22 protein-coding genes are annotated in these 24,022 nt (G+C 73.4%); 11 read left to right on the forward strand and 11 right to left on the reverse strand.

Going from position 1 to position 24,022, the window contains the following annotated elements:
• Nucleotides 1-14: 14 nt before the first annotated feature.
• On the reverse strand, nt 15-776 hold the full coding sequence (locus ABZ193_RS18330) for an IclR family transcriptional regulator (protein WP_354710735.1): 762 nt from the start codon (nt 774-776) through the stop codon (nt 15-17).
• Between the two features lie 155 nt (nt 777-931).
• Between ABZ193_RS18330 and ABZ193_RS18335 the strand changes: the two genes are divergently transcribed.
• From ABZ193_RS18335 to glpD, 3 genes are all read left to right on the forward strand, one after another.
• A complete protein-coding gene (locus tag ABZ193_RS18335; protein ID WP_020422810.1) occupies nt 932-1,747 on the forward strand; it encodes an MIP/aquaporin family protein in 816 nt (271 codons plus the stop codon).
• Nucleotides 1,748-1,765: 18 nt separating this feature from the next.
• Nucleotides 1,766-3,277, forward strand: coding sequence for a glycerol kinase GlpK (gene glpK, locus ABZ193_RS18340; RefSeq protein ID WP_020422811.1), 1,512 nt, complete (start codon nt 1,766-1,768; stop codon nt 3,275-3,277).
• Between the two features lie 98 nt (nt 3,278-3,375).
• Nucleotides 3,376-5,061 carry a glycerol-3-phosphate dehydrogenase gene (gene glpD, locus ABZ193_RS18345; protein ID WP_020422812.1) on the forward strand — a complete coding sequence of 562 codons (1,686 nt, stop codon included), beginning with the start codon at nt 3,376-3,378 and terminating at the stop codon, nt 5,059-5,061.
• 34 nt (nt 5,062-5,095) lie between these two features.
• Here glpD and ABZ193_RS18350 read toward each other — a convergent pair whose 3' ends face one another.
• From ABZ193_RS18350 to ABZ193_RS18370, 5 genes are all read right to left on the reverse strand, one after another.
• Nucleotides 5,096-7,420: a galactose oxidase-like domain-containing protein gene (locus tag ABZ193_RS18350; protein WP_354710736.1), complete on the reverse strand. Its 2,325-nt coding sequence runs from the start codon at nt 7,418-7,420 to the stop codon at nt 5,096-5,098.
• Nucleotides 7,421-7,569: 149 nt separating this feature from the next.
• Nucleotides 7,570-7,806, reverse strand: coding sequence for a hypothetical protein (locus ABZ193_RS18355; protein WP_354710737.1), 237 nt, complete (start codon nt 7,804-7,806; stop codon nt 7,570-7,572).
• 10 nt (nt 7,807-7,816) lie between these two features.
• Entirely contained in the window at nt 7,817-8,083 is a 267-nt protein-coding gene (locus ABZ193_RS18360) for a hypothetical protein (protein ID WP_354710738.1), read from the reverse strand.
• A gap of 6 nt (nt 8,084-8,089) precedes the next feature.
• On the reverse strand, nt 8,090-8,407 hold the full coding sequence (locus tag ABZ193_RS18365) for a hypothetical protein (protein ID WP_354710739.1): 318 nt from the start codon (nt 8,405-8,407) through the stop codon (nt 8,090-8,092).
• Nucleotides 8,408-8,463: 56 nt separating this feature from the next.
• Nucleotides 8,464-9,390: an Lrp/AsnC family transcriptional regulator gene (locus tag ABZ193_RS18370; protein ID WP_354710740.1), complete on the reverse strand. Its 927-nt coding sequence runs from the start codon at nt 9,388-9,390 to the stop codon at nt 8,464-8,466.
• A 175-nt stretch (nt 9,391-9,565) separates the two neighbouring features.
• On the opposite strand from ABZ193_RS18370, the gene ABZ193_RS18375 reads away from it, so the two are divergent.
• The gene (locus ABZ193_RS18375; RefSeq protein ID WP_354710741.1) at nt 9,566-11,059 is read left to right on the forward strand and encodes a peptide MFS transporter; all 1,494 of its coding nucleotides are present in this window, start codon (nt 9,566-9,568) and stop codon (nt 11,057-11,059) included.
• On the forward strand, nt 11,056-12,270 hold the full coding sequence (locus ABZ193_RS18380) for an amidohydrolase family protein (RefSeq protein WP_354710742.1): 1,215 nt from the start codon (nt 11,056-11,058) through the stop codon (nt 12,268-12,270). Before ABZ193_RS18375 ends, ABZ193_RS18380 begins: the two co-directional genes overlap by 4 nt.
• A 34-nt stretch (nt 12,271-12,304) precedes the next feature.
• Here ABZ193_RS18380 and ABZ193_RS18385 read toward each other — a convergent pair whose 3' ends face one another.
• The 3 genes from ABZ193_RS18385 to ABZ193_RS18395 all read right to left on the reverse strand — a co-directional run bounded on the left by ABZ193_RS18385 (nt 12,305) and on the right by ABZ193_RS18395 (nt 15,197).
• Nucleotides 12,305-12,820 carry a hypothetical protein gene (locus tag ABZ193_RS18385; protein WP_354710743.1) on the reverse strand — a complete coding sequence of 172 codons (516 nt, stop codon included), beginning with the start codon at nt 12,818-12,820 and terminating at the stop codon, nt 12,305-12,307.
• Between the two features lie 18 nt (nt 12,821-12,838).
• Entirely contained in the window at nt 12,839-13,405 is a 567-nt protein-coding gene (locus ABZ193_RS18390; protein ID WP_354710744.1) for a class F sortase, read from the reverse strand.
• An 88-nt stretch (nt 13,406-13,493) separates the two neighbouring features.
• Complete coding sequence (locus tag ABZ193_RS18395) at nt 13,494-15,197, reverse strand: helix-turn-helix domain-containing protein (protein WP_354710745.1); 1,704 nt, start codon at nt 15,195-15,197, stop codon at nt 13,494-13,496.
• Nucleotides 15,198-15,316: 119 nt separating this feature from the next.
• Here ABZ193_RS18395 and ABZ193_RS18400 point away from each other — a divergent pair, with 119 nt between their 5' ends.
• Genes ABZ193_RS18400 through ABZ193_RS18425 form a run of 6 tightly spaced genes read left to right on the forward strand, consistent with a single transcriptional unit; the run spans nt 15,317 to nt 21,888 of the window.
• The gene (locus tag ABZ193_RS18400) at nt 15,317-16,798 is read left to right on the forward strand and encodes an aldehyde dehydrogenase family protein (protein WP_237334737.1); all 1,482 of its coding nucleotides are present in this window, start codon (nt 15,317-15,319) and stop codon (nt 16,796-16,798) included.
• 23 nt (nt 16,799-16,821) lie between these two features.
• Nucleotides 16,822-18,180 (forward strand): MFS transporter, encoded by a 1,359-nt coding sequence (locus ABZ193_RS18405; protein ID WP_354710746.1) that lies wholly within the window; start codon nt 16,822-16,824, stop codon nt 18,178-18,180.
• Nucleotides 18,180-19,364, forward strand: a complete 1,185-nt coding sequence (locus tag ABZ193_RS18410; protein WP_237334735.1) for an FAD-dependent monooxygenase — start codon at nt 18,180-18,182, stop codon at nt 19,362-19,364. The genes ABZ193_RS18405 and ABZ193_RS18410 overlap by 1 nt, the downstream gene beginning before the upstream one ends.
• Before the next feature lie 15 nt (nt 19,365-19,379).
• Complete coding sequence (locus ABZ193_RS18415) at nt 19,380-19,823, forward strand: hypothetical protein (RefSeq protein WP_354710747.1); 444 nt, start codon at nt 19,380-19,382, stop codon at nt 19,821-19,823.
• On the forward strand, nt 19,820-20,791 hold the full coding sequence (locus ABZ193_RS18420) for an amidohydrolase family protein (protein WP_354710748.1): 972 nt from the start codon (nt 19,820-19,822) through the stop codon (nt 20,789-20,791). The genes ABZ193_RS18415 and ABZ193_RS18420 overlap by 4 nt, the downstream gene beginning before the upstream one ends.
• Complete coding sequence (locus ABZ193_RS18425; protein WP_354710749.1) at nt 20,788-21,888, forward strand: NADH:flavin oxidoreductase/NADH oxidase; 1,101 nt, start codon at nt 20,788-20,790, stop codon at nt 21,886-21,888. Before ABZ193_RS18420 ends, ABZ193_RS18425 begins: the two co-directional genes overlap by 4 nt.
• A 187-nt stretch (nt 21,889-22,075) precedes the next feature.
• On the opposite strand, the gene ABZ193_RS18430 is transcribed toward ABZ193_RS18425, so the two are convergent.
• Both ABZ193_RS18430 and ABZ193_RS18435 read right to left on the reverse strand, forming a co-directional pair.
• Nucleotides 22,076-23,287, reverse strand: coding sequence for an acetyl-CoA C-acetyltransferase (locus ABZ193_RS18430; protein ID WP_354710751.1), 1,212 nt, complete (start codon nt 23,285-23,287; stop codon nt 22,076-22,078).
• Between the two features lie 101 nt (nt 23,288-23,388).
• Nucleotides 23,389-23,982: a TetR/AcrR family transcriptional regulator gene (locus tag ABZ193_RS18435; RefSeq protein ID WP_354710752.1), complete on the reverse strand. Its 594-nt coding sequence runs from the start codon at nt 23,980-23,982 to the stop codon at nt 23,389-23,391.
• Nucleotides 23,983-24,022: the final 40 nt, after the last annotated feature.

Below are 24,022 nucleotides of genomic sequence, written 5' to 3' on the forward strand. Positions count from 1 at the left end.
GGATCACCTCCTCCTCACCGGGACGCGACGAGGTCGCGCGAAACCGCCCTGGCCGCGTCGCGGACCTGCTCCAGCAGCCGCGGTTTCGGGTGCCCGCTCGGCTCGCAGATCCGGTCCTCGGCGCCGGACACGCCGATCGCGCCGACCACGATGCCACCGTGCCCGCGGATGGGCGCGGCGATCCCGGCCTCGCCCGGCACCATCTCACCGCGCTCGGCCGCCCATCCGGCCCGGCGCACCTCGGCCAGCGCGCGGGCGACCGCGGACGGCGGGAGGGTCCGGCGGGTGTAGGCCTCCGGCCCGGCCGCGCGCCAGGACGCCAGCAGCGCGGCGTCGTAGGCGAGCAGCACCTTGCCCAGCGCGGTGGCGTGCAGCGGCAGCATCGCGCCGACGTCCAGGGTCTGCGGGCTGTCGTCCGGCCGGAACACGTGGTGCACCACCAGCACCCGGCCCTCCAGCGGCGCGCCGATCCGCACCGCCTCGCCGCTGCGGGCGGCCAGCGCGTCGGCCCAGTTGATCGCCCGCGACCGCAGCTCGTTCACGTCGAGGTGGCTGCTGCCCAGGTGCAGCAGGGCGGCGCCGAGCTGGTACTTGCCGGTGTCGCGGTCCTGCTCGACGAACCCGACGCCGGCCAGGGTGCGCAGGATGCCGTGCGCGGTGCCCTTGGCCAGCTCCAGCGACTCGGCGATCTCCACGACGCCGAGGCGCCCGGAACCACGCGCCAGCAGCCGGAGGATCGCGGCGGCGCGCTCGATGGACTGGATGGGACCCGGCACAGCGGGGACCCTAACCCGCCCGCACCGGGTTCGACAATGTCGAACCGCACTTCCGAGTGTTCGACAATGCCGACCACCGCGCGTTGCCGCGGTCTCACCGCCGGTCATAGCTTCGGCGTCACCAATGGGGGAACCGGTCCTTTGTGGAGGAAGCAATGACGCGAAGCCTCAAGGCCCGCGGACTCGCCGGCGAACTCGCCGCCGAGTTCGTGGGGACGATGATCCTCATCCTGTTCGGATGCGGGGTGGTGGCCCAGGTGTCGGCCGCCGGCATCGGGGACCACGACAGCATCGCCTGGGCCTGGGGCATCGGCGTCACGCTGGGCGTCTACGTCGCCTCGCGGATCAGCGGCGCCCACCTCAACCCCGCGATCACCGTCGCGCTCGCCGTGTTCCAGGGCTTCTCCTGGCGCAAGGTCGCACCCTACGCGCTGGCCCAGACCGCGGGCGCGTTCGTCGCCGCGCTGCTGGTGCGCTGGAACTACACCGAGGTCCTGAACGCCGTCGACCCGGGCCTGACCATCAAGACCCAGGGCGTGTTCTCCACCCTGCCGGGCAACGGCACACTGCCGGTCGGCGACTGGGGCGCCTTCCGCGACCAGGTGATCGGCACCGCGATCCTGGCGCTGGTCATCTTCGCCATCACCGACCTGCGCAACACCGCGCCCGCGGCCAACCTCGGCCCGGTCGTCGTCGGCTTCCTGGTCGTCGCGATCGGCATGGCCTGGGGCACCAACGCCGGCTACGCCATCAACCCGGCCCGCGACTTCGGCCCGCGCCTGGCGTCCTGGCTGACCGGCTACGACACCGCGTGGAGCGACCAGTACGGCAACCCGTACTGGTGGGTCCCGATCGTCGCGCCGATCGTCGGCGCGGTCATCGGCGGCGCGATCTACAAGTACTTCATCAGCCGCCACCTGCCCCGCACCGAGGACATCGGGCCCGCCAAGGCCCTCGAGCCCACCGCCTGAGTTCACGAAGGAGTGACCATGCCCGATTTCGTCGGTGCCGTCGACCAGGGCACCACCAGCACCCGGTTCATGATCTTCGACCACGGCGGCAACGAGATCGCCCGCCACCAGCTGGAGCACGAGCAGATCCTGCCCCGCCCGGGCTGGGTCGAGCACAACCCCACCGAGATCTGGGAGCGCACCCGCGCGGTGATCGCGAGCGCGCTGACCAAGGCCAACCTGACGGTCGCCGACCTGGCCGCGCTCGGCATCACCAACCAGCGCGAGACCACCGTGGTGTGGAACCGGCGCACCGGCCGCCCCTACACCAACGCCATCGTCTGGCAGGACACCCGCACCGACCGCATCGCCTCCGCGCTGGAGCGCGGCGGCCAGGGCGAGGTGATCCGCCGCAAGGCCGGCCTGCCGCCCGCCACGTACTTCTCCGGCGGCAAGCTGCAGTGGATCCTGGAGAACGTCGACGGGGTCCGGGCCGACGCGGAGAACGGCGACGCCCTGTTCGGCACCACCGACAGCTGGCTGATCTGGAACCTCACCGGCGGGGTGGACGGCGGCGTGCACGTCACCGACGTCACCAACGCCTCCCGCACCATGCTGATGGACCTGGAGAAGCTGGACTGGGACGACGAGCTGCTGTCGTTCTTCGGCATCCCGCGGCGGATGCTGCCGGAGATCAAGCCGTCGTCCGGCCACTTCGGCACCACCCGCGCCGACGGCCCCCTGGGCGGCGAGATCGCGATCACCGGCGTGCTGGGCGACCAGCAGGCGGCCACCGTCGGTCAGGTGTGCTTCCGGCCCGGCGAAGCCAAGAACACCTACGGCACCGGCAACTTCCTGCTGCTCAACACCGGCCACGAGCTGGTGCGGTCGAAGCACGGGCTGCTCACCACGCTGTGCTACCAGTTCGGCGACGACAAGCCGGTGTACGCGCTGGAAGGCTCCATCGCGGTCACCGGGTCGGCCGTGCAGTGGCTGCGTGACCAGCTCGGCATCATCAGCGGCGCCTCGCAGAGCGAGACGCTGGCCCGGCAGGTCGAGGACAACGGCGGGATCTACTTCGTCCCGGCGTTCTCCGGGCTGTTCGCGCCGTACTGGCGGTCCGACGCCCGCGGCGCGATCGTCGGCCTGACCCGCGCCACCACCAACGCCCACCTGGCGCGCGCCACCCTGGAATCGATCTGCTACCAGACGCGCGACGTCGTGGAGGCCATGCAGAACGACTCCGGCGTCACGCTCGACGTGCTGCGCGTCGACGGCGGCGTCACCGCGAACGAGCTGTGCATGCAGCTGCAGGCGGACATCCTCGGCGTGCCGGTGTCCCGGCCGGTCGTCGCCGAGACCACCGCGCTCGGGGCCGCCTACGCGGCCGGGCTGGCCGCCGGTTTCTGGCAGTCGACCGACGAGCTGGAACAGAACTGGAACGAGGACCGGCGCTGGGAGCCGTCGTGGAACGACGCCCAGCGCGCCGAGGGGTACGCCGGCTGGCAGAAGGCCGTCGGCCGCACCCTCGACTGGGTCGACGTCGAGTGAATCCCGTGCCGGAGCGGCCTGCGTGGCGGCGCCCGCCCAAGGCGCCGCCACACGCGGCTCGCCGGTCCGGCACCACGCTTGGAAAAGAGGAGAGAGCCGTGTCCCAACCCCTGTCCCCCGCCTACCGCGGCGACGCGCTGCGGCGGCTGGCGAACGAAGAGTTCGACGTGCTCGTCGTCGGTGGCGGCGTGACCGGCGCGGGCGCCGCGCTGGACGCGGCCTCGCGCGGGCTGTCGGTCGCCCTGGTCGAGGCCCGCGACCTGGCCGCGGGCACGTCCAGCCGGTCGAGCAAGCTGATCCACGGCGGGCTGCGTTACCTGGAGCAGCTGGACTTCAAGCTGGTGCGGGAAGCGCTGCGGGAACGCGGGCTGCTGCTGCGCACCCTGGCCCCGCACCTGGTGCGGCCGGTGAAGTTCCTGGTGCCGCTCCAGCACCGGGTCTGGGAGCGCGGCTACATCGGAGCCGGGGTGACGTTGTACGACACGCTCGGCGGGGCGCGGGCGCTGCCGCGGCACCGGCACCTGAGCCGGCGGCGCGCGTTCGAGGTGGCGCCCGGCCTGGCCGACGACGCGCTGATCGGCGCGATCCAGTACTACGACGCGCAGGTCGACGACGCCCGGCACACCATGATGATCGCGCGCACGGCCGCCGACCAGGGCGCGGCGGTGGTCACCAGGACGCGCGTGACCTCGCTGGTCCGTGAAGGCGAGCGGGTCGTGGGCGCGCGGGTCACCGACCGGGAGAGCGGCGCGGAGATCACCGTGCGGGCGCGCGTGGTGATCGCCGCGACCGGGGTGTGGAGCGACGACATCGCCGAGGCCGCCGGCATCGAGAAGCCGTTCACGGTGCGCGCGTCGAAGGGCATCCACCTGGTGGTGCCGCGGGAGAAGATCGACCTGGACACCGGGCTGATCCTGCGCACCGAGAAGAGCGTGCTGTTCGTGATCCCGTGGGGCCCGCACTGGATCGTCGGCACCACGGACACCGAGTGGGACCTGGACCGCGAGCACCCGGCGGCCAGCCGCGCGGACGTGGACTACGTGCTCGACCACGTGAACGCGGTGCTGCGCAAGCCGTTGACGCACGACGACATCGAGGGCGTGTACGCCGGGCTGCGGCCGCTGCTGGCGGCGAAGGCGACCGCGACCACGAAGCTGTCGCGGGAGCACGCGGTGGCGCACCCGGTGCCGGGCCTGGTGGTCGTGGCCGGTGGGAAGTACACGACGTACCGGGTGATGGCCGCCGACGCCGTCGACGCGGCGATGTCCGATGTGGACCGCCCGGCGCCGCCGTCGTGGACGGACAAGCTGCCGATCGTGGGCGCGCGCGGGTACGCGGAGGTCTGGGAGGGCCGGTACGCGCTCGCGCGGCGGGCGGGTCTGCCGGTGGCGCGGATCGAGCACCTGCTGGGCCGGTACGGCACGGCGGTCGAGGAGGTCCTCGCGCTGGTCGCTGAGCGGCCGGAGCTGGGCGAGGAGATCCCGGGCGCGCCGGACTACCTGAAGGCCGAGGCGGTGTACGCGGTGACGCACGAAGGCGCGCTGCACCTGGAGGACGTGCTCACGCGGCGGACGCGGATCTCGATCGAGCAGCGGGACCGCGGGCTGGCGGCGGCCCCGGCGGTGGCCGACCTGATCGCCCCGGAGCTGGGCTGGACCGCCGACCGGCGCGACCGCGAGGTGGCGCACTACCGGGCGCGCGTCGAGGCGGAACGCACCGCGCAGGAAGCGCCCGACGACGCGACGGCGAACGAACGCCGCCTGGCGGTGCCGGCACTGGGCTGAGACCCGCCCCGGGTGATCTCCGTGAGGGGTGGGATCACCCGGGGCTCAGCCGCACCCACACCGCGGGTGACGGAACACCCGCGTGGTTCACCACCGTCAGCAGGTACCAGCCCGGCGGCGCCAGTTCCGGCGAGCCGGGCAGCCGCATCCGGAGCCGGTCCGTCCCGGCCACGGTCACCGGCAGGTCCACCAGCCGCTGTTCCAGCTCGCTGGAGTGGGTCGTGGCGCCGGGGCGGATCAGCGACGCGCTCGCGATGTCCGCCGCGTCCGGGACGTCGGCCTCCAGCGTGCCGCCGTAGTGCACCTCGGGCGTGGTCACGACGACCAGCGGGCGCGGGCCAGCGAACAGGTACGGCGGCCAGAACACCTCGATGCGCATCTCCTCGGTCTTGCGCGCCGGGTTGGAGCCCGCGGTCACGACCTTGCCGTCCGGCACCAGCAGCGCCACCGAGTGGTACAGCCGCGGCACCCGGCTCTCCGCGGCCATCGTCCACGTCCCGCTCACCGGGTCGAAGATCTCGGCCTCCAGCGCCGCCGCGTCCGCGTGCTCCTCCGTCATCGAACCGCCGTTGACCAGCACGGTCCGGTCCGGCAGCAGCGTCGCGCACAGGTGCATCCGCGCCATGTGCAGGTCCGCCGCGGGCGTGTAGCGGGGCTCTGCGGCGGACAGGTCCGCGATCGCGGCCGACGCGGTCGCACCGGAGTGGTCGTGCATGTCCCACGGCCCGCCGCCGGCGATCATCACCCGCTGGTCCTGCGCCGGCGGCAGCAGCACACTCGCGGACTGGTTGCGCAGCCCCGCGTCGGGCAGGCCCGGGACGTCGGTCACCGCGTTGGCAGCGAGGTCCCACACGCCCGGCCGCACCCCGTTGTTGCTGCCGTACTGGCCGCCGCTGTAGAACACGCGGCCGTCGGCGAGCAGGAACAGGTGCCCGTACATGGGCCAGTGCGCCGACCCGGGCCGGGTGGTCCAGCCCGCGCCTTCGGTGTAGACCTCGGGGACGGTGTTGAGCATGCCGGTCTCGTCGAGCCCGGCGACGGCGAGGACCCGCCCGTCCCCCAGCGCGAGCAGGGACGGGTACCACCGGCCGCCCGCCATGTCCGGTTGCGCCGTCCAGGTGAGGGTGTCGGGGTCGAACGCGATCGACTGCCGCAGGCCGAGGAACGGGTCGTACTGCCCGGTGCCGCCGGCGGCGAGGAGCCGTCCGTCGGGCAGGAACGCGTGGCCGACGCAGAACAGGTCGACGGGCGTGTGCGGCTGCTCGACCTCCTCGCCGGGGTAGTGCCAGACCGTGGTGCCGTAGAGGTGCGCGTGGTGCCGCTCGGGGTCGTTGCTCGACCCGGCGAAGAACAGCACGTCCCCGGTGCGCAGCAGCGCGGCGTGCACGGCGAGGGTGCCGGAGTCGCGTTCCAGCAGGCGCCACACCCCCATGTCGGGCGCCATGTGCAGGTCGGTGAGCGGGTGCAGCAACCGGTGCAGCGCGGCGTTCTGCCCGGCCGGGTCGTCCACGGCCAGCACGACGAAGTGCGGTTCGCCGCCGAACCCGGCGACGGCGAGGCCGCAGCCCTGGTTCTCCCAGAACCCCCAGTCCGGCACGGGAATCCACGGTCCCCAGCCGTCCGCGGGCCGCACGTCGTCGTCGAGCCGCCAGCCGATCGTGCACAGGGCGCGGTTCTGGCCTGCCGGGTTGTCGACGGTCAGGACGATCAGCTCGTCGTTGCCGTCCCCGTCCAGGTCCGCGACCGCGACGGCCGCGCCCTGGTTGTCCCAGAACCCCCAGTCGGGCACGGCTCGCCACGGTCGCCAGTCCGTCACCACGCCGTCCGGGTTCAGGGTGCCGCTGCGGTAGAAGCCGGCGTTGGCGCCCTCGGGCGCGTCGACCATGAGCACGACGAGCTGCAGGCCGGCGGCGGTGCGGGCCACGGTGATGTCCCCGCCCGCGTTGAGCCAGGCGAACCAGTCCGGCACCGGCTGCCAGGGCGTCCAGCCGCCGGTGACCGCGCCGGTGTCCCGGTCGAGCGACCAGCCGACGCGGTAGAACGCCTGGTTCGGGCCCTCCGGCGCGTCGACCAGGTAGACGATCAGGTCGGGTTCGCCGTCGCCGTTCACGTCGGCCACGGCGACCCCGGCGGCGTCGTTCTCCCAGGAGAACCAGTCGGGAACCGGCTGCCAGGCGGTCCACCCGCCGGTCAGGGCGCCGGTGTCGTCGAGCCCCCGCCCGAGGCGGTAGAAGGCGGTGTTCTGGCCGGGCGGGTTGTCGACCATCAGGAGCACGAGGTCCCCGCCCGCGGTGGCGATCGACGCGCCGCTGTTCTCCCAGGAAAACCAGTCCGGCACGGCGGTGAAATCGGTCTGCACCGGCCCGATCCCACCCGGTCCACGACCACCCCGGCTAGGGCCGAACGCCTCTTACCCCGGGTACGTGCCCCGGTCTGATGTGGACCTCTCGGGAGGCAGCTGGGACAGATCGTGCCGGTAGTCCTCGGCGTTCTCCGGCAGCAGCGCGCTCAACAGGCCGAGCGCGTGCCATGGCTACGAGGTGCGGCGGACGTCCGTAGGGGACGGAACTGATGGAGGACCTGAGCGCCGAGAGATCCGCCTGCGCCAAGCCCATGCTCGACGCCGTCGATCACCAGCTCCATGGCGCCCTCGACGTAGAGGGGGTCCTCCGGCGGATCCGAGCTCGCGAGGAGTGGTTCGAAGGTGCCGTCCTTGCGGCGGAGGAAGTTGCGGATTTCGATCACGGTGTCCGGCTCACCCGCCCCACAGGTGGTGCAGCTCGTTGCCCTGGTGGTCCGATGTCGTGAAGCTGCCGCGCACCCACACCGAGATCCCGCCGGGCCAGTACGTCACTTCGAGGGCGCGGACCTGTGTCTCGTCGAGCAGTGCGCACACGTGTTCGCCGTCGGCCAGGTCGTAGCACATCCCCGCCGGTTCGAAGCACACCTGCCCGCCGCCCTCGCCCGCCACGCGGAAACGGAGCGTGCTGCCCGTCCCGTCCGGCGCCTGAGCCAACGCCATCCCTCCTCAGGGAATCCGGTGCAGCACGGACTCGTGGCCGCCGGTGGCCACCAGGTCCACGACCGCGTCGAGCATCGCCCGCACGCCCGGTTCGGCCAGCACCACCAGATCCGCCGGGCAGGTGAAGTATCCGCCGCTCAGGTACTCACCGGACCGGCGGTGCCGCCCCATGATCCGCCCGATCTCCGCGTACGTCAGGAAGGTCGCGGTCCACCTCGTGCCATCGGCCAGCGTGACCCACGCGTCCGCGTTCTCGACCGATCCGGGAGCGTCGCCGCCCAGCTCGACCTCGAGCACCACGCCCTCGGCGATCATCGTGTGCACGCCCCGCACCCTACGGCCGCCAAGCCCCGCGCCACGACCGATTTCCCGGTCCAGACCTATTCGGCCAGCGGAAGCGCCCGGTCGTTCTCCTCCTTGATGGCCCGCAGGTGCGTCCACGCCTCGACCGTTCGCACGCCCGGCAGGCCGCGCACGCGCTCCAGCGTGGCGAGCACGTCGTCGAGTGAGCCGGCCCGGATGGTGCCGATTCCGCTGCACCAGCCGATCCCGGTGGCCAGGCAGTCGATCTCGTCGAGCGCGGCGATCTTGCGCGCCACGGGTTCGGTGTCACCGTTGACGTCCAGCGCGAACCCCATCGTGTGGACCCGGCTCAGCGGCGTCAGCCGCACCAGCGCGCCGACGTGGACCACCCCGGTCTCCAGCAGCCGCAGCACCCGGGCGCGCGCCGCGCCCGCGGAGAGGCCGGTGACGCTCGCCAGCTCGGCGAAGGAAGCCCGGCCGTCGGCACGCAGGTGCGCCAGCAACGCGTGGTCGTGAGCGTCGAGCTCGATGTGCGCGAGCGGGCCGGGGCTCTCCAGCGGCCCGGGCGGGAAGTAGGGGTCCTTCCAGATGCGCAGGTAGGTCATGGTCTGCAGCGCGCGCACCCCGGGCACGGCCTGCACGCGCGCCAGGCCGCGGGCGAAGGACTCCAGGTCTGCCGTGCGCAGCTCGGCGGTGACGGCGAACCGGCCCGCGGTGGTGGTGACGAAGGAGACCTCGCCGAGTTCGGCGACCTGCCGCGCGACCGGGCCCGCGGGGCCGTCGGTCTCGATGGTCACGTGGCCGAGCTGGTGCAGCCCGAACACCGCCGGGTGGATCGTACCGACCAGCCGGAGCCCGCCCTCGCCGAGCAGGCGCTGCACGCGGGCCTTCGTGGTGGACCGGGCCAGCCCGACCAGGCGGGCCAGCGTCTCGTAAGAGGCTCGGCCGTCCTCGTGCAGGGCGCGGACGAGCCGCTCGTCGATCTCGTCCAGGTTCCCGTGCACGGGGACAACCTAACGCATACCAGCCACCCCGACGATCTGTTCACGCAAATCGCCCATCGAAAGTCGCAACGGCGACAGTCAACGCTCACGACAGTCGAATCATGCATTGATCACCGGCCCGCGCGGATGTAACGTCTGCGCCCACTGACACGGTCGGCTCGGAGGTGCGGTGGGCGTGGGGAGTACGGATCGGGTGTTCTTCGGCCAGCCGCGCGGGCTGGTCGGGCTGTTCTTCGCCGAGGCGTGGGAACGGTTCTCCTACTACGGCATGCGCGCGCTGCTGCTGTACTACATGACCGACCGGATCCTGGACGGCGGTCTCGGCATCGACCCGGGCAGCGCGAAGTCGCTGATCGCGGTCTACGGCTCGGCGACGTACATGGCGGCGATCCTGGGCGGCTGGATCAGCGACCGGCTGCTCGGGGACCGGCGGGCGACGCTCACCGGCGGGGTCCTGATCATGTGCGGCCACATCTGCCTCGCGATCCCCGCCGGGGCCGGCGCGCTGTTCGCGTCGATGATCTTCATCGCGAGCGGCACCGGGCTGCTGAAACCGACGATCTCCTCGTCGGTCGGCGACCTCTACGCCCGCGACGATCCGCGGCGCGACTCGGGGTTCAGCATCTACTACATGGGGATCAGCGTCGGGGCGGTCGCCGCGCCGCTGGTCGTGGGCACCGTCGGCGAACGGTACGACTACCACCTCGGATTCGGTCTGGCGGCGATCGGCATGGCGCTCGGACTTGTGGTCTACGTGCGCAGCCAACGCCACCTCAGCCCGCTCAGCAGCGCGCCGAAGAACCCGTTGCGGCTGGGCGAGGTGCCCCGCTCGCGTGTGGTCGCGGTGGCGGCCGGGGTCGCGGTGCTCGTCGCCGTGCTCGCCGCGACGATCGGCACCGGCGCGCTCGGCCCGGGCGGGGTCGTCGACCTGATCAGCGTGCTCGCGATCGCGCTGCCGGTCGGCTACTTCACGGTCATGCTGCGCAGCAAGCGCACCACCGCGGCGGAGCGGGCGCGGGTGCGCGGCTACATCCCGATGTTCGTCTCCGCGGTTGCGTTTTGGTGCATCCAGGAACAGGGCGCGACCGTTATCGCGCAGTACGCCGACGAGAGCACCGACCTGGGGGCGTTCGGGTTCACCATCCCGGCGTCGTGGTTCCAGTCCGTCGGATCGCTCGTGCTGATCGTCCTGACGCCGCTGTTCGCGTTGATGTGGCTGCGGCTCGACCGGTCCGCCCGCTCCCCCGGCACCGCGCACAAGTTCGCGGCGGGCCTGGCGATCGCCGGGCTGTCCTACCTGATGCTCGTGCTGCCCGCGACGAGTCCCGGCCAGACCAGCCCGCTGTGGCTGATCGGCAGCCTCGCCGTGGTCACGATCGGCGAGATGTGCCTGTCCCCCATCGGGTTGTCCGCGACGACCCGGCTGGCGCCCGCCGCGTTCGCCACCCAGACGATGGGCCTGTGGTTGTCGTCGAACGCCGCCGGGCAAGGCATCGGGGCGCAGCTGGTGAAGTTCTACGACGCCGGGTCGGCGGCCGCCTACTTCGGCCTGCTCGGGATGGGCGCGGTGGTGCTCGCCCTGGTGCTGTTCGCGCTCGCGCCGCTCATCCGGCGGCAGTCCGAACGCGGCTTGTCCACAGTGGAACTCACACGGGAGGGGCAGCGATGACCCGCACCATCTTCCGCGGCGGCACGGTGTTCGACGCCGCCTCCCGCACCGCCGGTCCCGCAGACGTGGCGGTCGAGAACGGCTGGATCACCGACGTCGGCATCGGCCTCGACGGCGACGAGGAGGTCGATTGCGCAGGCCGCGGCGTGCTGCCCGGGCTGATCGACTGCCACGTCCACCTCACCATGACCGGCGCGGACCTGTTCGCCGCCGCGCAGGAGCCGTTCTCGCTGCAGTTCTACGAGGGCGCGCGGAACATGGTCAGGACGCTCGCGGCCGGGGTGACCACGGTCCGCGACGCGGCGGGCGCCGACCTCGGGATGCGCGTGGCGCAGGAACGCGGCCTGATCCCGGGGCCGCGCATGCAGATCTCGCTGAACATGCTGAGCCAGACCGGCGGGCACGGCGACCCGTGGTGGCCCTCGACGTGCGTGGTGGACCTGCTGCCGCCGCACCCGGGCCGCCCGCCGGTGATCGTGGACGGCCCGGAGGAGATCCGGCGCAAGATCCGCGAACTCGTGCGTGCCGGCGCGGACGTCATCAAGGTCGCGACCAGCGGCGGCGTGGTGTCCAGCGGCGCCGGGCCGCGGATCCCGCACTTCCGCGACGACGAGATCGCCATGATGGTGACTGAGGCGTCGGCGGCGGGCCTGCACGTCATGGCGCACGCGCACGGCGAGGGCGCGAAAGCGGCGGTGCGCAACGGGGTCCGCTCGATCGAGCACGGTCACTTCCTGGACGACGAGACGCTGGAGATGATGGCCGCGCGGCGCACGTGGCTGGTGCCGACGCTCAGCGCGGGCGTCGGGCTGCGGCAGGCCGTCGAGGCGGGTGTGCCGTACCCGGACCACATCGCCGAGAAGATCCGCCAGAGCTCCGGCGACAGCGTGCGGCGCGCCGTCGACGCGGGCGTGCGGATCGCGATGGGCACCGACGCGCCGCTCTACCCGCACGGCGAGAACCTGCTGGAGCTGGAGCTGCTCGTCGAGCACGGCCTGTCCCCGGCCGAAGCCCTGCACGCCGCGACGCTGTCCGCCGCCGAGCTGATGGGGCTGGAGTCCACGCTCGGCTCGATCGCCCCGGGCAAGCGCGCGGACCTGGTCATCGTGGACGGGGACCCGCTCGACGTGCGCGATCTGGGCAAGCGGATCCTCGCCGTGTACCAGGACGGCCGTGCCGTGCACGTGGCCGACCGGGACGTGCCGGACTGACCGGGGCAGTTGATCTGCCCCGGTCCGGACGCCTTTACCCGGCGTAGGTGCCGTCGCCGGTCTCCGGGGCGCCCTTGGGCAGCACCTTGACCTGCGGCGCCTTCGACGGGGCCTTCGTCGTGGTCTTCGGCGGCGCGGGTGGCCGCGTCGACGTGCCCGGCCGCGGCTTGGTGGTCGTCGTCGCTGTCGGCACTGCCGGGCCGGTGATCGTGAACGTCGCGGTCGCCGTGCCGTTGCCTGCAGGGCCGCCGCTGCCGGAGCAGGTGAAGGTGGCCTGGTAGCTGCCGGGTTTCGCCGCGGCCTTCCCGGTGCCGGTGTAGCCGTCCAGGACACGGGTGAGCGTCACCGGGGCGGCGAGCCCGGGCGAGGTCACCGTGCTGGGGTAGCCCGCGCAGTACGCGCTGAACTCGAGCGTCTCCCCCGGGGACACCGAGGACGGGGACACGCCGAGCTTCGGCGGCGGCGCGGTGGCGCTGGCGGCCGGCGCGGCGAGCACCCCGGCCGCGAAGGCGAGCAGCCCGGCGCCGCCGAGAATCTTCTTGTGCTGCATGGTTTCCTCCCAGAATCGTCACCGCAGTGCGGCGTAGACGATGATGTTGTCGCGGTAGCTGCGCGCGGCCCGGTCGAAGCTGCCGCCGCAGGTGATCAGCCGCAGCTCGGGCCCGGCGGTGTCGCCGTAGACCGCTTCGGTGGGGAACTCGTCCTTGTCGATCTGCTCAACGCGGGTCACCGCGAACGTGACGGTGGAACCGTCCTTTCGCGACACCACCACCTCGTCCCCCGGCACGAGTTCCTTGAGGCGGTGGAAGATCCCCGGCCTGCCGCCACCGTCCACGTGCCCGAGGACCACCGCGGGCCCCGGCTCCCCCGGCGACGGCCCGAGCCGGTACCACCCGGCCTGCATCGGCTGGGTCACCGGCGGCACCTCGATGGTCTCGTCGGCGTTGAGGCCCAGCGGGACGAGCGTCGAGCGCGCGCCGATCCGCGGGACGTCGAGCGCTTCCGGTTCCACCGGCGCCACGACCTCCGGCTCCGGTGCGGGCTGCACCGGCACCGGCTGCACGGGCGCGGGCCGCGTGGCGCACCCGCCCAGCAGGAGCAGGGTGAAGGCGAGCAGGAACCGCACGGCGACCATGCCGCTAACTCGCTCGCCGCGCCGATCCGGTTGCCGCCGAAACCGAACCGTGATGTCCGGGGGACTTCCGTCCACCTCGGACTTCCGATCACGCCTCGGCGTGCGTCCCGTTCGCCACGTCGAGCACCACCAGCGCGGACTGCGCGTCCACGACGTCGCGCGCCGAGCGCAGGTCCAGACCGCTCAGCGCCTCGATGCGGCGCAGACGCTGGCTGACGGTGTTGGGGTGCACGGTGAGCGCCGCGGCGGTGGCCTGCCGGTCCAGCCCGGCGGCGAGGTGCACCCGCAGCGTCTCCAGCAGGGCGGTGCCGTGGTCGCGGTCGTAGGCGACCAGCCCGCCCAGAGTGCGGTCGGCGTACTCGCACAGCGGGGCCGGGTCGCCGAGCTGGAGCAGCAACCCGGCCACGCCGAGCCGGTCCAGTGTGATCGTGGCGCCCGACTGCCCGGCGTGGGCGGCGACGGCGAGTGCTCCGCGGGCGACCCGGTAGGCCTCGGCGTGGTTGACGGCAGGCGCGGACACCGCGACGGTGGCGTCGTCGACCCCGCGCGCGGTGAGCAGCGCCCGGCGAAAGCCGTCGACGGACTCGCCGTCGGGCCACAAGGCCACCACGTCCCCGCGGTACAGCGCCACCAGCGGGCGCGGCCGGACACCGGCGGCGAGCCGGGTCGCCTCGGCCATCGCCCGCTGGGTCGCGCCCGGCGGCGCCGGTTTCCCGCCCGCCACCACCTGGGCGACGAGCGCGCGGTGCGGGCGCGTCAGGTCGTGGCCCAGCAGCCCGGCGCGGTCCCGCACCGACGGGGCCGACGGGTCCGCCCCGGCCAGCAGGTCGGCGAGCAGCTCGCCCCGCAGGTTCTGCTCCACCTCCAGCGCGGTCCGCTGCCGCAGCAGTTCCAGCGACAGCACCACCGACGCGTGCTCCAGCGCCCGGCGGTCCAGCGGCGCGAGCGGACCGCCGGGCAGCCACACCCGGGCGGCGACCTCGCCGGTGAGCACGACGTCGGCCACGACGTGCGCACCGCTCTCCCGCACCAGCTCCGCACGCGGTGACCACGGCCCGGCGTCACCGGCCTCCACCGGGCCGCCCGCGGCGGCGAGCTCCTCGCCCCGCGAGTCGCGGACGAGCACCGGCCTGCCCAGCAGGTCGTGCAGCGCGGCCGCGATCCCGGCGACCCCGCCCGCCTGCACCGCGACGCGCAGCAGCCGTTCGTGGATCCGCTCCGACCGCGTCACCAGGTCGTGCTGGCGGCGCAGGTCGTCCAGCACCCGCGCCGAGGTGATCGCGATGGCGGCGTGCTCGGCGAGCAGCTGGAGCCGGCCGACCTCTTCGGCGCCGAACTCGTGCACGGTGGAGCGGTAGCTGTTGAGCGTGCCGATCACGCCGGAGGCCGTCACGAGCGGGACCGACAGCATCGACAGGTAACCCTGCTCGCGGGCGACACCGCCCCAGACGAAGTCCGGCTCCCGTGAGATGTCCGAGACCGCGCACGGACGGCCGGACAGGAACGCCTGGCTGGACGGCGCCCCGACGTCGGCGGTGGCCTCGATGCGCACCGGCCGGTCGGAGTTGACGCGGGCGACGTAGGCCTCGGTCAGCCCGCTCCACCCGGCGATCACCAGGTTCGCGCGCGCGGCGTCCGGCACCAGGACACCGCAGAAGTCGAGCCCGAGCAGCTCCCGCGCGGTCGCCGCGACCAGGTCGAGCACCTCCCGCAGCCCCTGACCGGCGTTCACCGCCGCGGTCAGGGCGCCGATCGCGCCCAGCCACTCGCGCAGCTCGGAAACCTCATCCACCCCGGAAGTGTCAGCGGGAACACTCCACAAGTCAACTCTGTGTCGCCGCAGACATCGCCCGGCGCGGTGCCGTCGATCAGACTCGGGAAGCGCTCCACCCACGACCGAAAGGGCCCGGGATGTCGACGACGACCACCTCCCCCACCACCGCCGAGACCGGACACGCGCGGCCGATCCTCGATCCGGCCACCGGCCGGTTGCTCGACACGGTGCCGGACAGCACCCTCGACGAGGTCGACGCCGCCGTCGCCCGCGCCCGGGCGGCGTTCCTCGGCGGGCCGTGGCCGTCGCTGACCCGCACCGAGCGCGGACGGCTGCTGCTGCGCGTCGCGGACGTCGTCGAAGGCGCCGCCGAGTCGCTGTACCGGCTGGAGACCCGCAACAACGGCCGCCCGGTGACCGAGACCCGCGCGCAGCTGTCCCGGGTGCCGGAGTGGTTCCGCTACAACGCCGGGCTGCTGGCCGCCCAGCGCGACGCCGTGCTGCCCTCCGACGGCCCGTACCTGACCTACCAGCGGCGCGCGCCGCTCGGCGTGTGCGGCATCATCACGCCCTTCAACCACCCGCTGCTCATCCTCGCCCGCAGCCTGTCCGCCGCGCTGGCGACGGGGAACACGGTCGTGGTCAAGCCCTCCGAGATCACGCCACTGTCCACTGTGGCGCTGGCCGATCTGGTGCGCGAGGCCGGTGTCCCGGACGGCGTGGTGAACGTGGTGACCGGCGGCCGGGAGGTCGGCGAGCGCCTCACCGGCCACCCGGACATCGCCAAGATCACCCTCACCGGCGGCACCGAGGCCGGCCGGGCCGCCGCGGTCGCCACCGCGAAGCGGTTCGCCCGCGTCACCGCCGAACTGGGCGGCAAGACCCCGATCGTCGTGTTCGACGACATCGACCCCGAGGCGGCCGCGGAGGGCGCGGCGTTCGCCGCCTTCGTCGCGGCCGGGCAGTCCTGTGTGGCCGGTTCCCGGTTCCTGGTGCAGCGCGGGAACTACGAGCGGTTTGTGGCCGCGCTGGCCCGCCGCGCGGACGCGATCCGGATCGGCGACCCGTCCGACCCGCGCACCCAGCTCGGCCCGCTGGTCAGCGCCGCGCAGCGGGACAAGGTGCTGAACCTGATCGGCGCCGGGATCGCCGAAGGCGCCCGGCTCGCCGCGGGCGGCGGGGCGCCCGACCTGCCCGCGCCGCTCGACGGCGGGTTCTTCCTGCGGCCCACCGTGCTCGCCGACGCCACCAGCGAGATGCGGGTCGCGCGGGAGGAGATCTTCGGCCCGGTCGCCGTCGTCGTCCCGTTCGACGACGAAGCCGACGCGATCGCCAAGGCCAACGACAACCGCTTCGGCCTCGGCGCCGGGGTCTGGACCCGCGACCTGGCCCGCGGCCACCGCGTCGCGGACCGGATCGCGGCGGGCATGGTCTGGATCAACGACCACCACCGCCTCGAACCGTCGCTGCCCTGGGGCGGCATCAAGGAATCCGGCACCGGGCGGGACGCCGGATCCGAGTCCTTCGACGACTTCACCTGGATCAAGACCGTCGTCGCCCGCACCGCCGCCGACGACGTCGACTGGTACGGCGCCGACAGCCCCGGCCGCCTCAACTGACCCCACGGCAAAGGAGCCGTTCCATGACCGAATCCGCGCCGGCGTGGCGCACCGAGATCACCCGCACCCAGTGGCTGGTCCTGCTGGGCACGACGATGGGCTGGGCCCTCGACGGGTTCGCGGGCAGCCTGTACTCCCTGATCCTCGGCCCGGCGATGACCGAACTGCTGCCGCACAGCGGGATCGCGCCGGCCACCGGCAGCATCGGGCTCTACGGCGGCATCACCGTCGCGTTGTTCCTGTTCGGCTGGGGCACCGGCGGGATCCTGTTCGGCATCCTCGCCGACTACTTCGGCCGCGTCCGCGTGCTGTCCGCGGGCATCGTGACCTACGCGGTGTTCACCGCGCTGGCCGCGTTCGCCGACACCTGGTGGCAGCTGGGCGTCCTGCGGTTCATCGCCGACCTCGGGTCCGGGGTGGAGGCGCCGGTCGGCGCCGCGCTCGTCGCCGAGGTCTGGCGCAACCGCTACCGGGCGCGGGCCTGCGGCGTGATGATGTCCGGCTACGCGTTCGGCTTCTTCCTCGCCTCGCTGGCCTACGCGGTGCTCGGCGGCCACGGCTGGCGGCTGATGATGGGCATCGCCGTGCTGCCCGCGCTGCTGGTGTACTTCATCCGCCGTCACGTGCCGGAGCCGCCGGAGATCAAGGGCTCCATCGCCGCCCGCCGGGAGCGCCGCGCCCGCGGCCACCGCACCGAGCAGGACCGGTTCGTGCTGCGCCGCCTGCTGTCCCGGCCGCTGCTCAAGCACACCCTGGTCGGCACCGCGCTGGCCACCGGGTCGCTGGTCGCCTTCTGGAGCGTGTCCACCTGGTACCCGCAGGTGATTCGCCAGGCGGCGACCGCGGCCCAGCTGGCGCCGGCGGTGGCCAACGAACGCGTCGCGCTGGCCTCGATGCTGTTCAACGCCGGCGGCGTGCTCGGCTACGCCACCTGGGGTTTCCTGGCCGACGCGATCGGCCGCCGGAAGGCGTTCGCGACCAGTTTCGCGGTCTCGGCGGTCAGTGTCGGGTTCCTGTTCCCGTTCTCGCCCGGCTGGGGCGTGTTCCTCGCCGTCATCCCGGTCGCGGGCTTCGGCCTCTACGGCGCGCTGTCCGGGATCCTCGTCTACGGCCCGGAGCTGTTCCCGCCGAGCGTCCGCGCCACCGGGATGGCGCTCTACAACGGCATCGGGCGCTACCTCACCGCGGCCGGGCCGCTGGTGGCCGGTGTGGTGGCCGCGTCCTGGTTCGGCGGCGACCTCGGCCTGGCGACCACGTGCGTCGTCGCGGTCGGGATGCTCGGCGCCATCGGGCTGTTCTTCGCGCCGGAGACCCGCGGCGCGCCCCTGCCCGCCGATCCGGTCCAGCCCGGCCCGGTTCCCGCTTCGGAGGAGATCCACTGATGAGTGCCTACGCAGGCGCCCGCGCCGCCGTGATCGGCGGGTCGATCGGCGGGCTCACCACCGCGCTGCTGCTGCGCGACCTCGGGTTCGAGGTCGAGGTGTACGAGCGCACCCCGACGCCGCTGGACGGCCGGGGCGGCGGGATCGTGCTGCAGCCGGACACCGTGCGCTGGTTCGCCGAGCGCAGCGCGCAGAACCCGGAAGCGCTGTCCACCGCGACCGAGTACGTGCAGTACCTCGACCGCGGCAACGGTGTCGTGCACCGCGCCCGCCGCCGCTGGACCTACACGTCCTGGGGCACCTTCTACCGGGCGCTGCTCGCCGACTTCGGCAGCGAGCACTACCACCTCGGCCAGTTCGCCTGCGGTGTCGCGCAGGACGAGGACCGCGTGACCGTCCGGTTCGTGTCCGGGCACCGCGCCGAGGCCGATCTGGTCGTGTTCGCCGACGGCATCACCTCGATCGGCCGGTCCCTGCTCGACCCCGGCGCGCAGCTGGAGTACTCCGGCTACGTCGGCTGGCGCGGCACTGTGCCCGAACACGAACTCACCCCGGGGACGCGGGAACTGCTCGGCAACGCGATCTCCTACAGCGTGGTCCCGCACTCGCACATCACGGTGTACCCGATCCCCGGCGAGACCGGCCCGTCGGAGCGGCTGATGAACTACGTCTGGTACCGCAACGTGCCGGCCGGCAGTGAGCTGGCGGAGATGCTCATCGACAAGCGCGGTTTCACCGGCACCGTGTCCATCCACCCGGGACAGGTTCAGGACCGCTACGTCGACGAGATGCGGGAAACGGCCGCGGAACTGCTCGCGCCCGCCGCCGCCGAGGTGGTCACCCGCACCGCGCAGCCCTACATCCAGGTCGTGTCGGACGTGCGCGCCTCGCGGATGGCGCAGGGCCGGATCGCGTTGATCGGCGACGCCGCGGCCGCCGCCCGCCCGCACGCCGCCGCCGGCACCGCGAAGGCCGCCGCCGACGCCTGGGCGCTGGCCGGCGCGCTGACCGACGCCGACGGCGACGTCCCCGCCGCCCTGCGCAAGTGGGAGCCGGCACAGCTGGAGCTGAGCGCCCGGCTGCTCGACCGCGTCAAGGCGATGGGCGCGCGCTCCCAGTTCCACAACACCTGGACACCCGGGGACCCGGACCTGCGATTCGGCCTCTACGGGCCCGGCCACTGAAACGAGGAGAAGACCATGTCCGACACCAGTTTCCTGTCCGACCTGCCGCTGGCGGGCACCCTCGTCGCGAGCGGTTTCGACGGCTGGAGCCCGCAGCTGCGCGCCGAGTTCGAGGCCCACGCCCACGACGGCGAGGTCGGCTCCCGCCTGCTGAGCGAGAACGACCGCGTCCGGGTCTGGGAGATCCGCCTGGCGCCCGGCGAGCGCTGGCACGCCCACCGGCACGTGCTGGACTACTTCTGGACCGCGGTCAACGCCGGGCGCAGCCGCCAGCACACCAGCGACGGCACCACCCGTGAAGTGTCCTATGTGGCCGGTGAGACGCGGCACTTCACGTTCGGCCCCGGCGAGTACCTGTTGCACGACATCGAGAACATCGGTGACAGCGAGCTGGTGTTCACCACGGTCGAGCACCTGGACAGCGCCAACGCGCCGCTGCCGCTGGGAGAGCGGCGGTGATCGGGCCGATCGCGGACGGGCCGGTCGACGTCCACGCGCACTGGCTGCCCGCCGAGCTGTTCGGCCTCCCGCCGGGCGCCCCGTACGGGCCGCTGCGCGACTCCGGCGGCGAGCTGCACCTCGGTGAGGTGCCGTTGTCCATCCCCACGCGGGCCATGAGCGACGTGCCGGCGATCCTCGCCGACACCGCCGCGGCCGGGCTCGGCGTGCGGGTGCTGTCGGCCCCGCCGTTCGCCTTCCCCGTCGCGGGTCCGGCGGCCGAGTACGTGGACGCGTTCAACACCGCGCTCGCCGAGGTCGTGGCGTCCGCTGGTGGTGCGCTCGCCGGGCTGGGCCTGGTCTCCCTGGACGGCGAGGCGGTGGCGACCGAGCAGCTGAAGCGGCTGGCGGCGCAGCCGGGAATCGCGGGGGTGGCGATCCCGCCGCTGCTCGGCGGCGAGTCGCTGGACCGCGGCGTGCTGCGGCACGTGCTCGGCGAGTCCGCCCGGCTCGGCCTGTCGGTGCTGGTGCACCCGATGCAGCTGCCGCGCCCGGAGTGGCAGGACCACTACCTGGCCAACCTGCTCGGCAACCCGGTCGAAACCGCCACGGCGGTCGGCGCGCTGCTGCTCGGCGGGGTGCTCGACCAGCTGCCGGACCTGCGGATCTGCTTCGTGCACGGCGGCGGGTGCACGCCCGGGGTGCTGGGCCGGTGGGACCACGGCTGGCGCACCCGGGCCGACGTCCGCCGCGACTCGTCGCGCCCGCCGGGCGAAGCGGTGCGGGCACTGTGGTTCGACACGGTCACCCACGACCCGGAGCTGCTGCGCCTGCTGACGGCGCGGGCGGGCGAGCACGCGGTCGTGTGCGGCAGCGACCACCCGTTCGACATGGCGCAGCCGGACCCGGTCGGGTTCGCCGCCGCGGCCGGCCTGGACGTCGCGACCCTGGCCGCGAACGCGCGGGCGTTCCTCGGGGCGGGCTCGTGAGCAGGCTGTTCACCCCGCTGACGCTGCGGGAGCTGACGGTGCCGAACCGCGTGTGGCTGTCCCCGATGTGCCAGTACAGCGCCGGGGCGGACGGGGTGCCGGGCGACTGGCACCTGGTCCACCTCGGCGCCCGCGCGGCAGGCGGGTTCGGGATGCTGATCACCGAGTCCACCGCGGTGTCCCCGGAGGCGCGGATCAGCGCGCGGGACACCGGTCTGTGGTCGGACGCGCAGGTCGCGGGCTGGCGGCGGATCACCGGGTTCGCGCACGCGCAGGGCACGCCGATCGCAGTGCAGCTGGGCCACGCGGGGCGCAAGGCGTCGGCGTTCGCGCCCGGCGAGGGGCGCGGCATGGTGCCGGCGGGCGAGGGCGGCTGGACACCGCTCGCGCCGTCGCCGCTCGCCTACCGCGGCTTCGCTTCCCCGGTGGAGGCGACGGAATCCGACCTGGCCCGGATCGTGGCGGACTTCGCCGCCGCGGCCCGGCGAGCGGCCGACGCGGGGTTCGACGCGGTCGAGATCCACGCCGGCCACGGGTACCTGCTGCACCAGTTCCTGTCGCCGCGGGCGAACCAGCGCACCGACCACTACGGCGGCGCGTTCGGCAACCGGGTGCGGCTGCTGCTGGAGGTGGTCGACGCGGTGCGCGCTGCGTGGCCCGCGGAACGCCCCTTGCTGGTGCGGTTGTCGGCGACGGACTGGGTCGAGGGCGGCTGGACCGCCGCGGAGACCGCGGACCTGGCGCCGCTGCTGCACGACCGCGGCGTGGACCTGATCGACGTGACCACTGGCGGGCTCGACCCCGACCAGCGAATCCCGGTCGGACCGGGGTACCAGGTCCCGTTCGCCGAGCAGGTCCGCGCCCGGACGGCGCTGCCGGTGGGCGCGGTCGGCCTGATCACCGAGCCGGAGCAGGCGGAGGCGATCCTGGCCGCGAAGTCCGCGGACGTGGTGCTGCTGGCGCGGGAGGCCCTGCGGAACCCGGCGTGGCCCCTGCACGCCGCGGAAACCCTGGACCCCGGCTCGGCGCGGGAGAAGTACCCGTGGCAGTACCTGCGCGCCGCACCCGCCGAGGGCGCGCCAGCCCGGCGGGACTGACCTGGCCCCAACCCCGCGCGAACCTCACGCGGGGCTGGGGGCGGCGGCCGCCGCCCCGGGTCAGCCGATCGCGCAGGCGGTCAGCCCACGCGCTCGGCACCGCCGCGAGCCCCTGGCCCCCGCCGATGCGAGGTTCGTCTCCAGGACGCGGGCTGCGTGCGCCTCAGGTCAGCCGACCGAGCCGGTGTCAGCCGGTCCGCTCGAACACCGCCGCCAGGCCCTGGCCGCCGCCGATGCACATCGTCTCCAGGCCGTACCGCGCCTCGCGGCGGACCATCTCCCGCGCGAGCGTCGCCAGGATCCGCGCGCCCGTCGCCCCCACCGGGTGGCCCAGCGACACCCCGGATCCGTTGACGTTGAACCGCTCGTCGGTGTCGCTCAGCCCGAGCGTGCGGGTGCAGGCCAGCACCTGCGCGGCGAAGGCCTCGTTCAGCTCGATCAGGTCCAGGTCGTCCAGCGACAGCCCGGCCTTCGCCAGCGCCGCGCGGGTCGCGGGCACCGGGCCGATGCCCATCGTCTCGGCGGGCACCCCGGCGCGCGCGAACGACACCAGCCGCACCAGCGGGCGCAGGCCGAGCTTCTCCGCGGTCTCCCGGCTGGTGACCAGGCAGGCCGCGGCCGCGTCGTTCTGCCCGCTCGCGTTGCCCGCGGTGACCGTGGCCTCCGGGTCGGTGCGGATCATCACCGGCTTCAGCTTCGCCAGGCCCTCCGCGGTGGTGTCCGGGCGCGGGTGCTCGTCGGCGTCGACCACCGTCTCGCCCTTCCGCGACTTCACGGTGACCGGGACGATCTCGTCCTTGAACAGCCCGCCCTCGATCGCCCGCGCCGCCCGCTGCTGGGACCGCAGGGCGAGCGCGTCCTGGTCCTCGCGGGAGATGCCGTGCTCGCGGCGCAGGTTCTCGGCGGTCTCGATCATCCCGCCGGGGATCGGGTGGTGCACGCCGCCCGCGGTGGCGCGGCCGCGCGCCAGCGAGTCGTGCAGCTGCAGGCCGGCGCCCTTGATCCCCCAGCGGCCCTCGTGCGTGTAGTACGGCGCGGCGCTCATCACCTCGGCGCCGCCCGCCAGCACGACGTCGCTGAACCCGGCGCGGATCTGCATGGCGGCGTCGAGCACGGCCTGCAGGCCGGAACCGCAGCGGCGGTCGATCTGGATGCCGGTCACCGTGTCCGGCAGGCCGGCGTCGAGTGCGGCCACCCGCCCGATCGCGGGCGCCTCGGACGTCGGGTAGGCGTGCCCCAGGATGACCTCGTCGACGCGCTCCGGGTCCACGCCGGCGCGCTCCACGACGGCGGACAGCACGTGCGCGGCGAGCGCGGCGGGCGTCTGGCCGGCCAGCGCGCCGCCGAACCGGCCGATCGGCGTCCGCAGCGGCTCGCAGATGACGACATCGACGGACATCCGTTGTCCTTTCACGGCTGGGCAGGGCTACGTCCGACGATCGCACCCCGGGACCATGAAGTCCAATATCCGATTCCGGCTCCGCTGAGACGACGAGCGTCTCACCGGGGCGGCCGCAGCGCCGGGAACCAGATGTCGCTGAGCACCTCGGCCGCCTCGTCCGCCGTGGAGGTGATCGTGCCCTGCACCGCCCACCGGGTGAAGAACCGCTCCAGCTGGCTGACCAGCAGCTCGATCCGCAGGTGCGCCTCGGCCCGCCGCTGTGGGCCCCACCGTTCCAGGTACCGCGGCATCGCGGCGGGCAGCTCGTCGACCGCGCGCTTGGCGATGGCCCGGAACTCCGGTTCGAGCGCGACCGCCTCGTCCCAAGCGGGCAGGATCGCCTGGTTCTCCTCGAACCACGCGACCGCGCGCCGCATCCAGCCGGTGAACCCCTCGCGCGAACCGGTGGCGAGCACCTCGTCCAGCTCCGCGTACACCGCGACCGCCCGCTGCGCCATCGTCTCCGCGCCGATCTTCTGCAGCACCTCGGGCTTGCCGGAGAAGTGCAGGTAGAACGTCGCGCGGCTGCAGCCGACCGCGGAGACGATGTCGTCGATCGTCACCGCCGCGTAGCCGCGCTCCACGAACAGCGCCTTGGCGTGCTCCAGCAGGTCGCGCCGGGTCTGCTGCTTCTGCCGCTCCCGCAGGCTCATGACGGTCAGCCTACTCACTGGACACACCGTCAGCGAACGT

The sequence above is a fragment of the Amycolatopsis sp. NPDC006125 genome, from assembly GCF_040614195.1.
Lineage (GTDB): Bacteria > Actinomycetota > Actinomycetes > Mycobacteriales > Pseudonocardiaceae > Amycolatopsis_E > Amycolatopsis_E tucumanensis.

What these genes read in the sequence shown, in the direction of transcription:
- ABZ193_RS18335 (WP_020422810.1), top strand. Translation starts at nt 932, where the DNA reads ATGACGCGAAGCCTCAAGGCCCGCGGACTCGCCGGCGAACTCGCCGCC.
- glpK (WP_020422811.1), top strand. Translation starts at nt 1,766, where the DNA reads ATGCCCGATTTCGTCGGTGCCGTCGACCAGGGCACCACCAGCACCCGG.
- ABZ193_RS18360 (WP_354710738.1), bottom strand. Translation starts at nt 8,083, where the DNA reads ATGGCGTTGGCTCAGGCGCCGGACGGGACGGGCAGCACGCTCCGTTTC.
- ABZ193_RS18380 (WP_354710742.1), top strand. Translation starts at nt 11,056, where the DNA reads ATGACCCGCACCATCTTCCGCGGCGGCACGGTGTTCGACGCCGCCTCC.
- ABZ193_RS18385 (WP_354710743.1), bottom strand. Translation starts at nt 12,820, where the DNA reads ATGCAGCACAAGAAGATTCTCGGCGGCGCCGGGCTGCTCGCCTTCGCG.
- ABZ193_RS18390 (WP_354710744.1), bottom strand. Translation starts at nt 13,405, where the DNA reads ATGGTCGCCGTGCGGTTCCTGCTCGCCTTCACCCTGCTCCTGCTGGGC.
- ABZ193_RS18400 (WP_237334737.1), top strand. Translation starts at nt 15,317, where the DNA reads ATGTCGACGACGACCACCTCCCCCACCACCGCCGAGACCGGACACGCG.
- ABZ193_RS18405 (WP_354710746.1), top strand. Translation starts at nt 16,822, where the DNA reads ATGACCGAATCCGCGCCGGCGTGGCGCACCGAGATCACCCGCACCCAG.
- ABZ193_RS18410 (WP_237334735.1), top strand. Translation starts at nt 18,180, where the DNA reads ATGAGTGCCTACGCAGGCGCCCGCGCCGCCGTGATCGGCGGGTCGATC.
- ABZ193_RS18415 (WP_354710747.1), top strand. Translation starts at nt 19,380, where the DNA reads ATGTCCGACACCAGTTTCCTGTCCGACCTGCCGCTGGCGGGCACCCTC.
- ABZ193_RS18430 (WP_354710751.1), bottom strand. Translation starts at nt 23,287, where the DNA reads ATGTCCGTCGATGTCGTCATCTGCGAGCCGCTGCGGACGCCGATCGGC.
- ABZ193_RS18435 (WP_354710752.1), bottom strand. Translation starts at nt 23,982, where the DNA reads ATGAGCCTGCGGGAGCGGCAGAAGCAGCAGACCCGGCGCGACCTGCTG.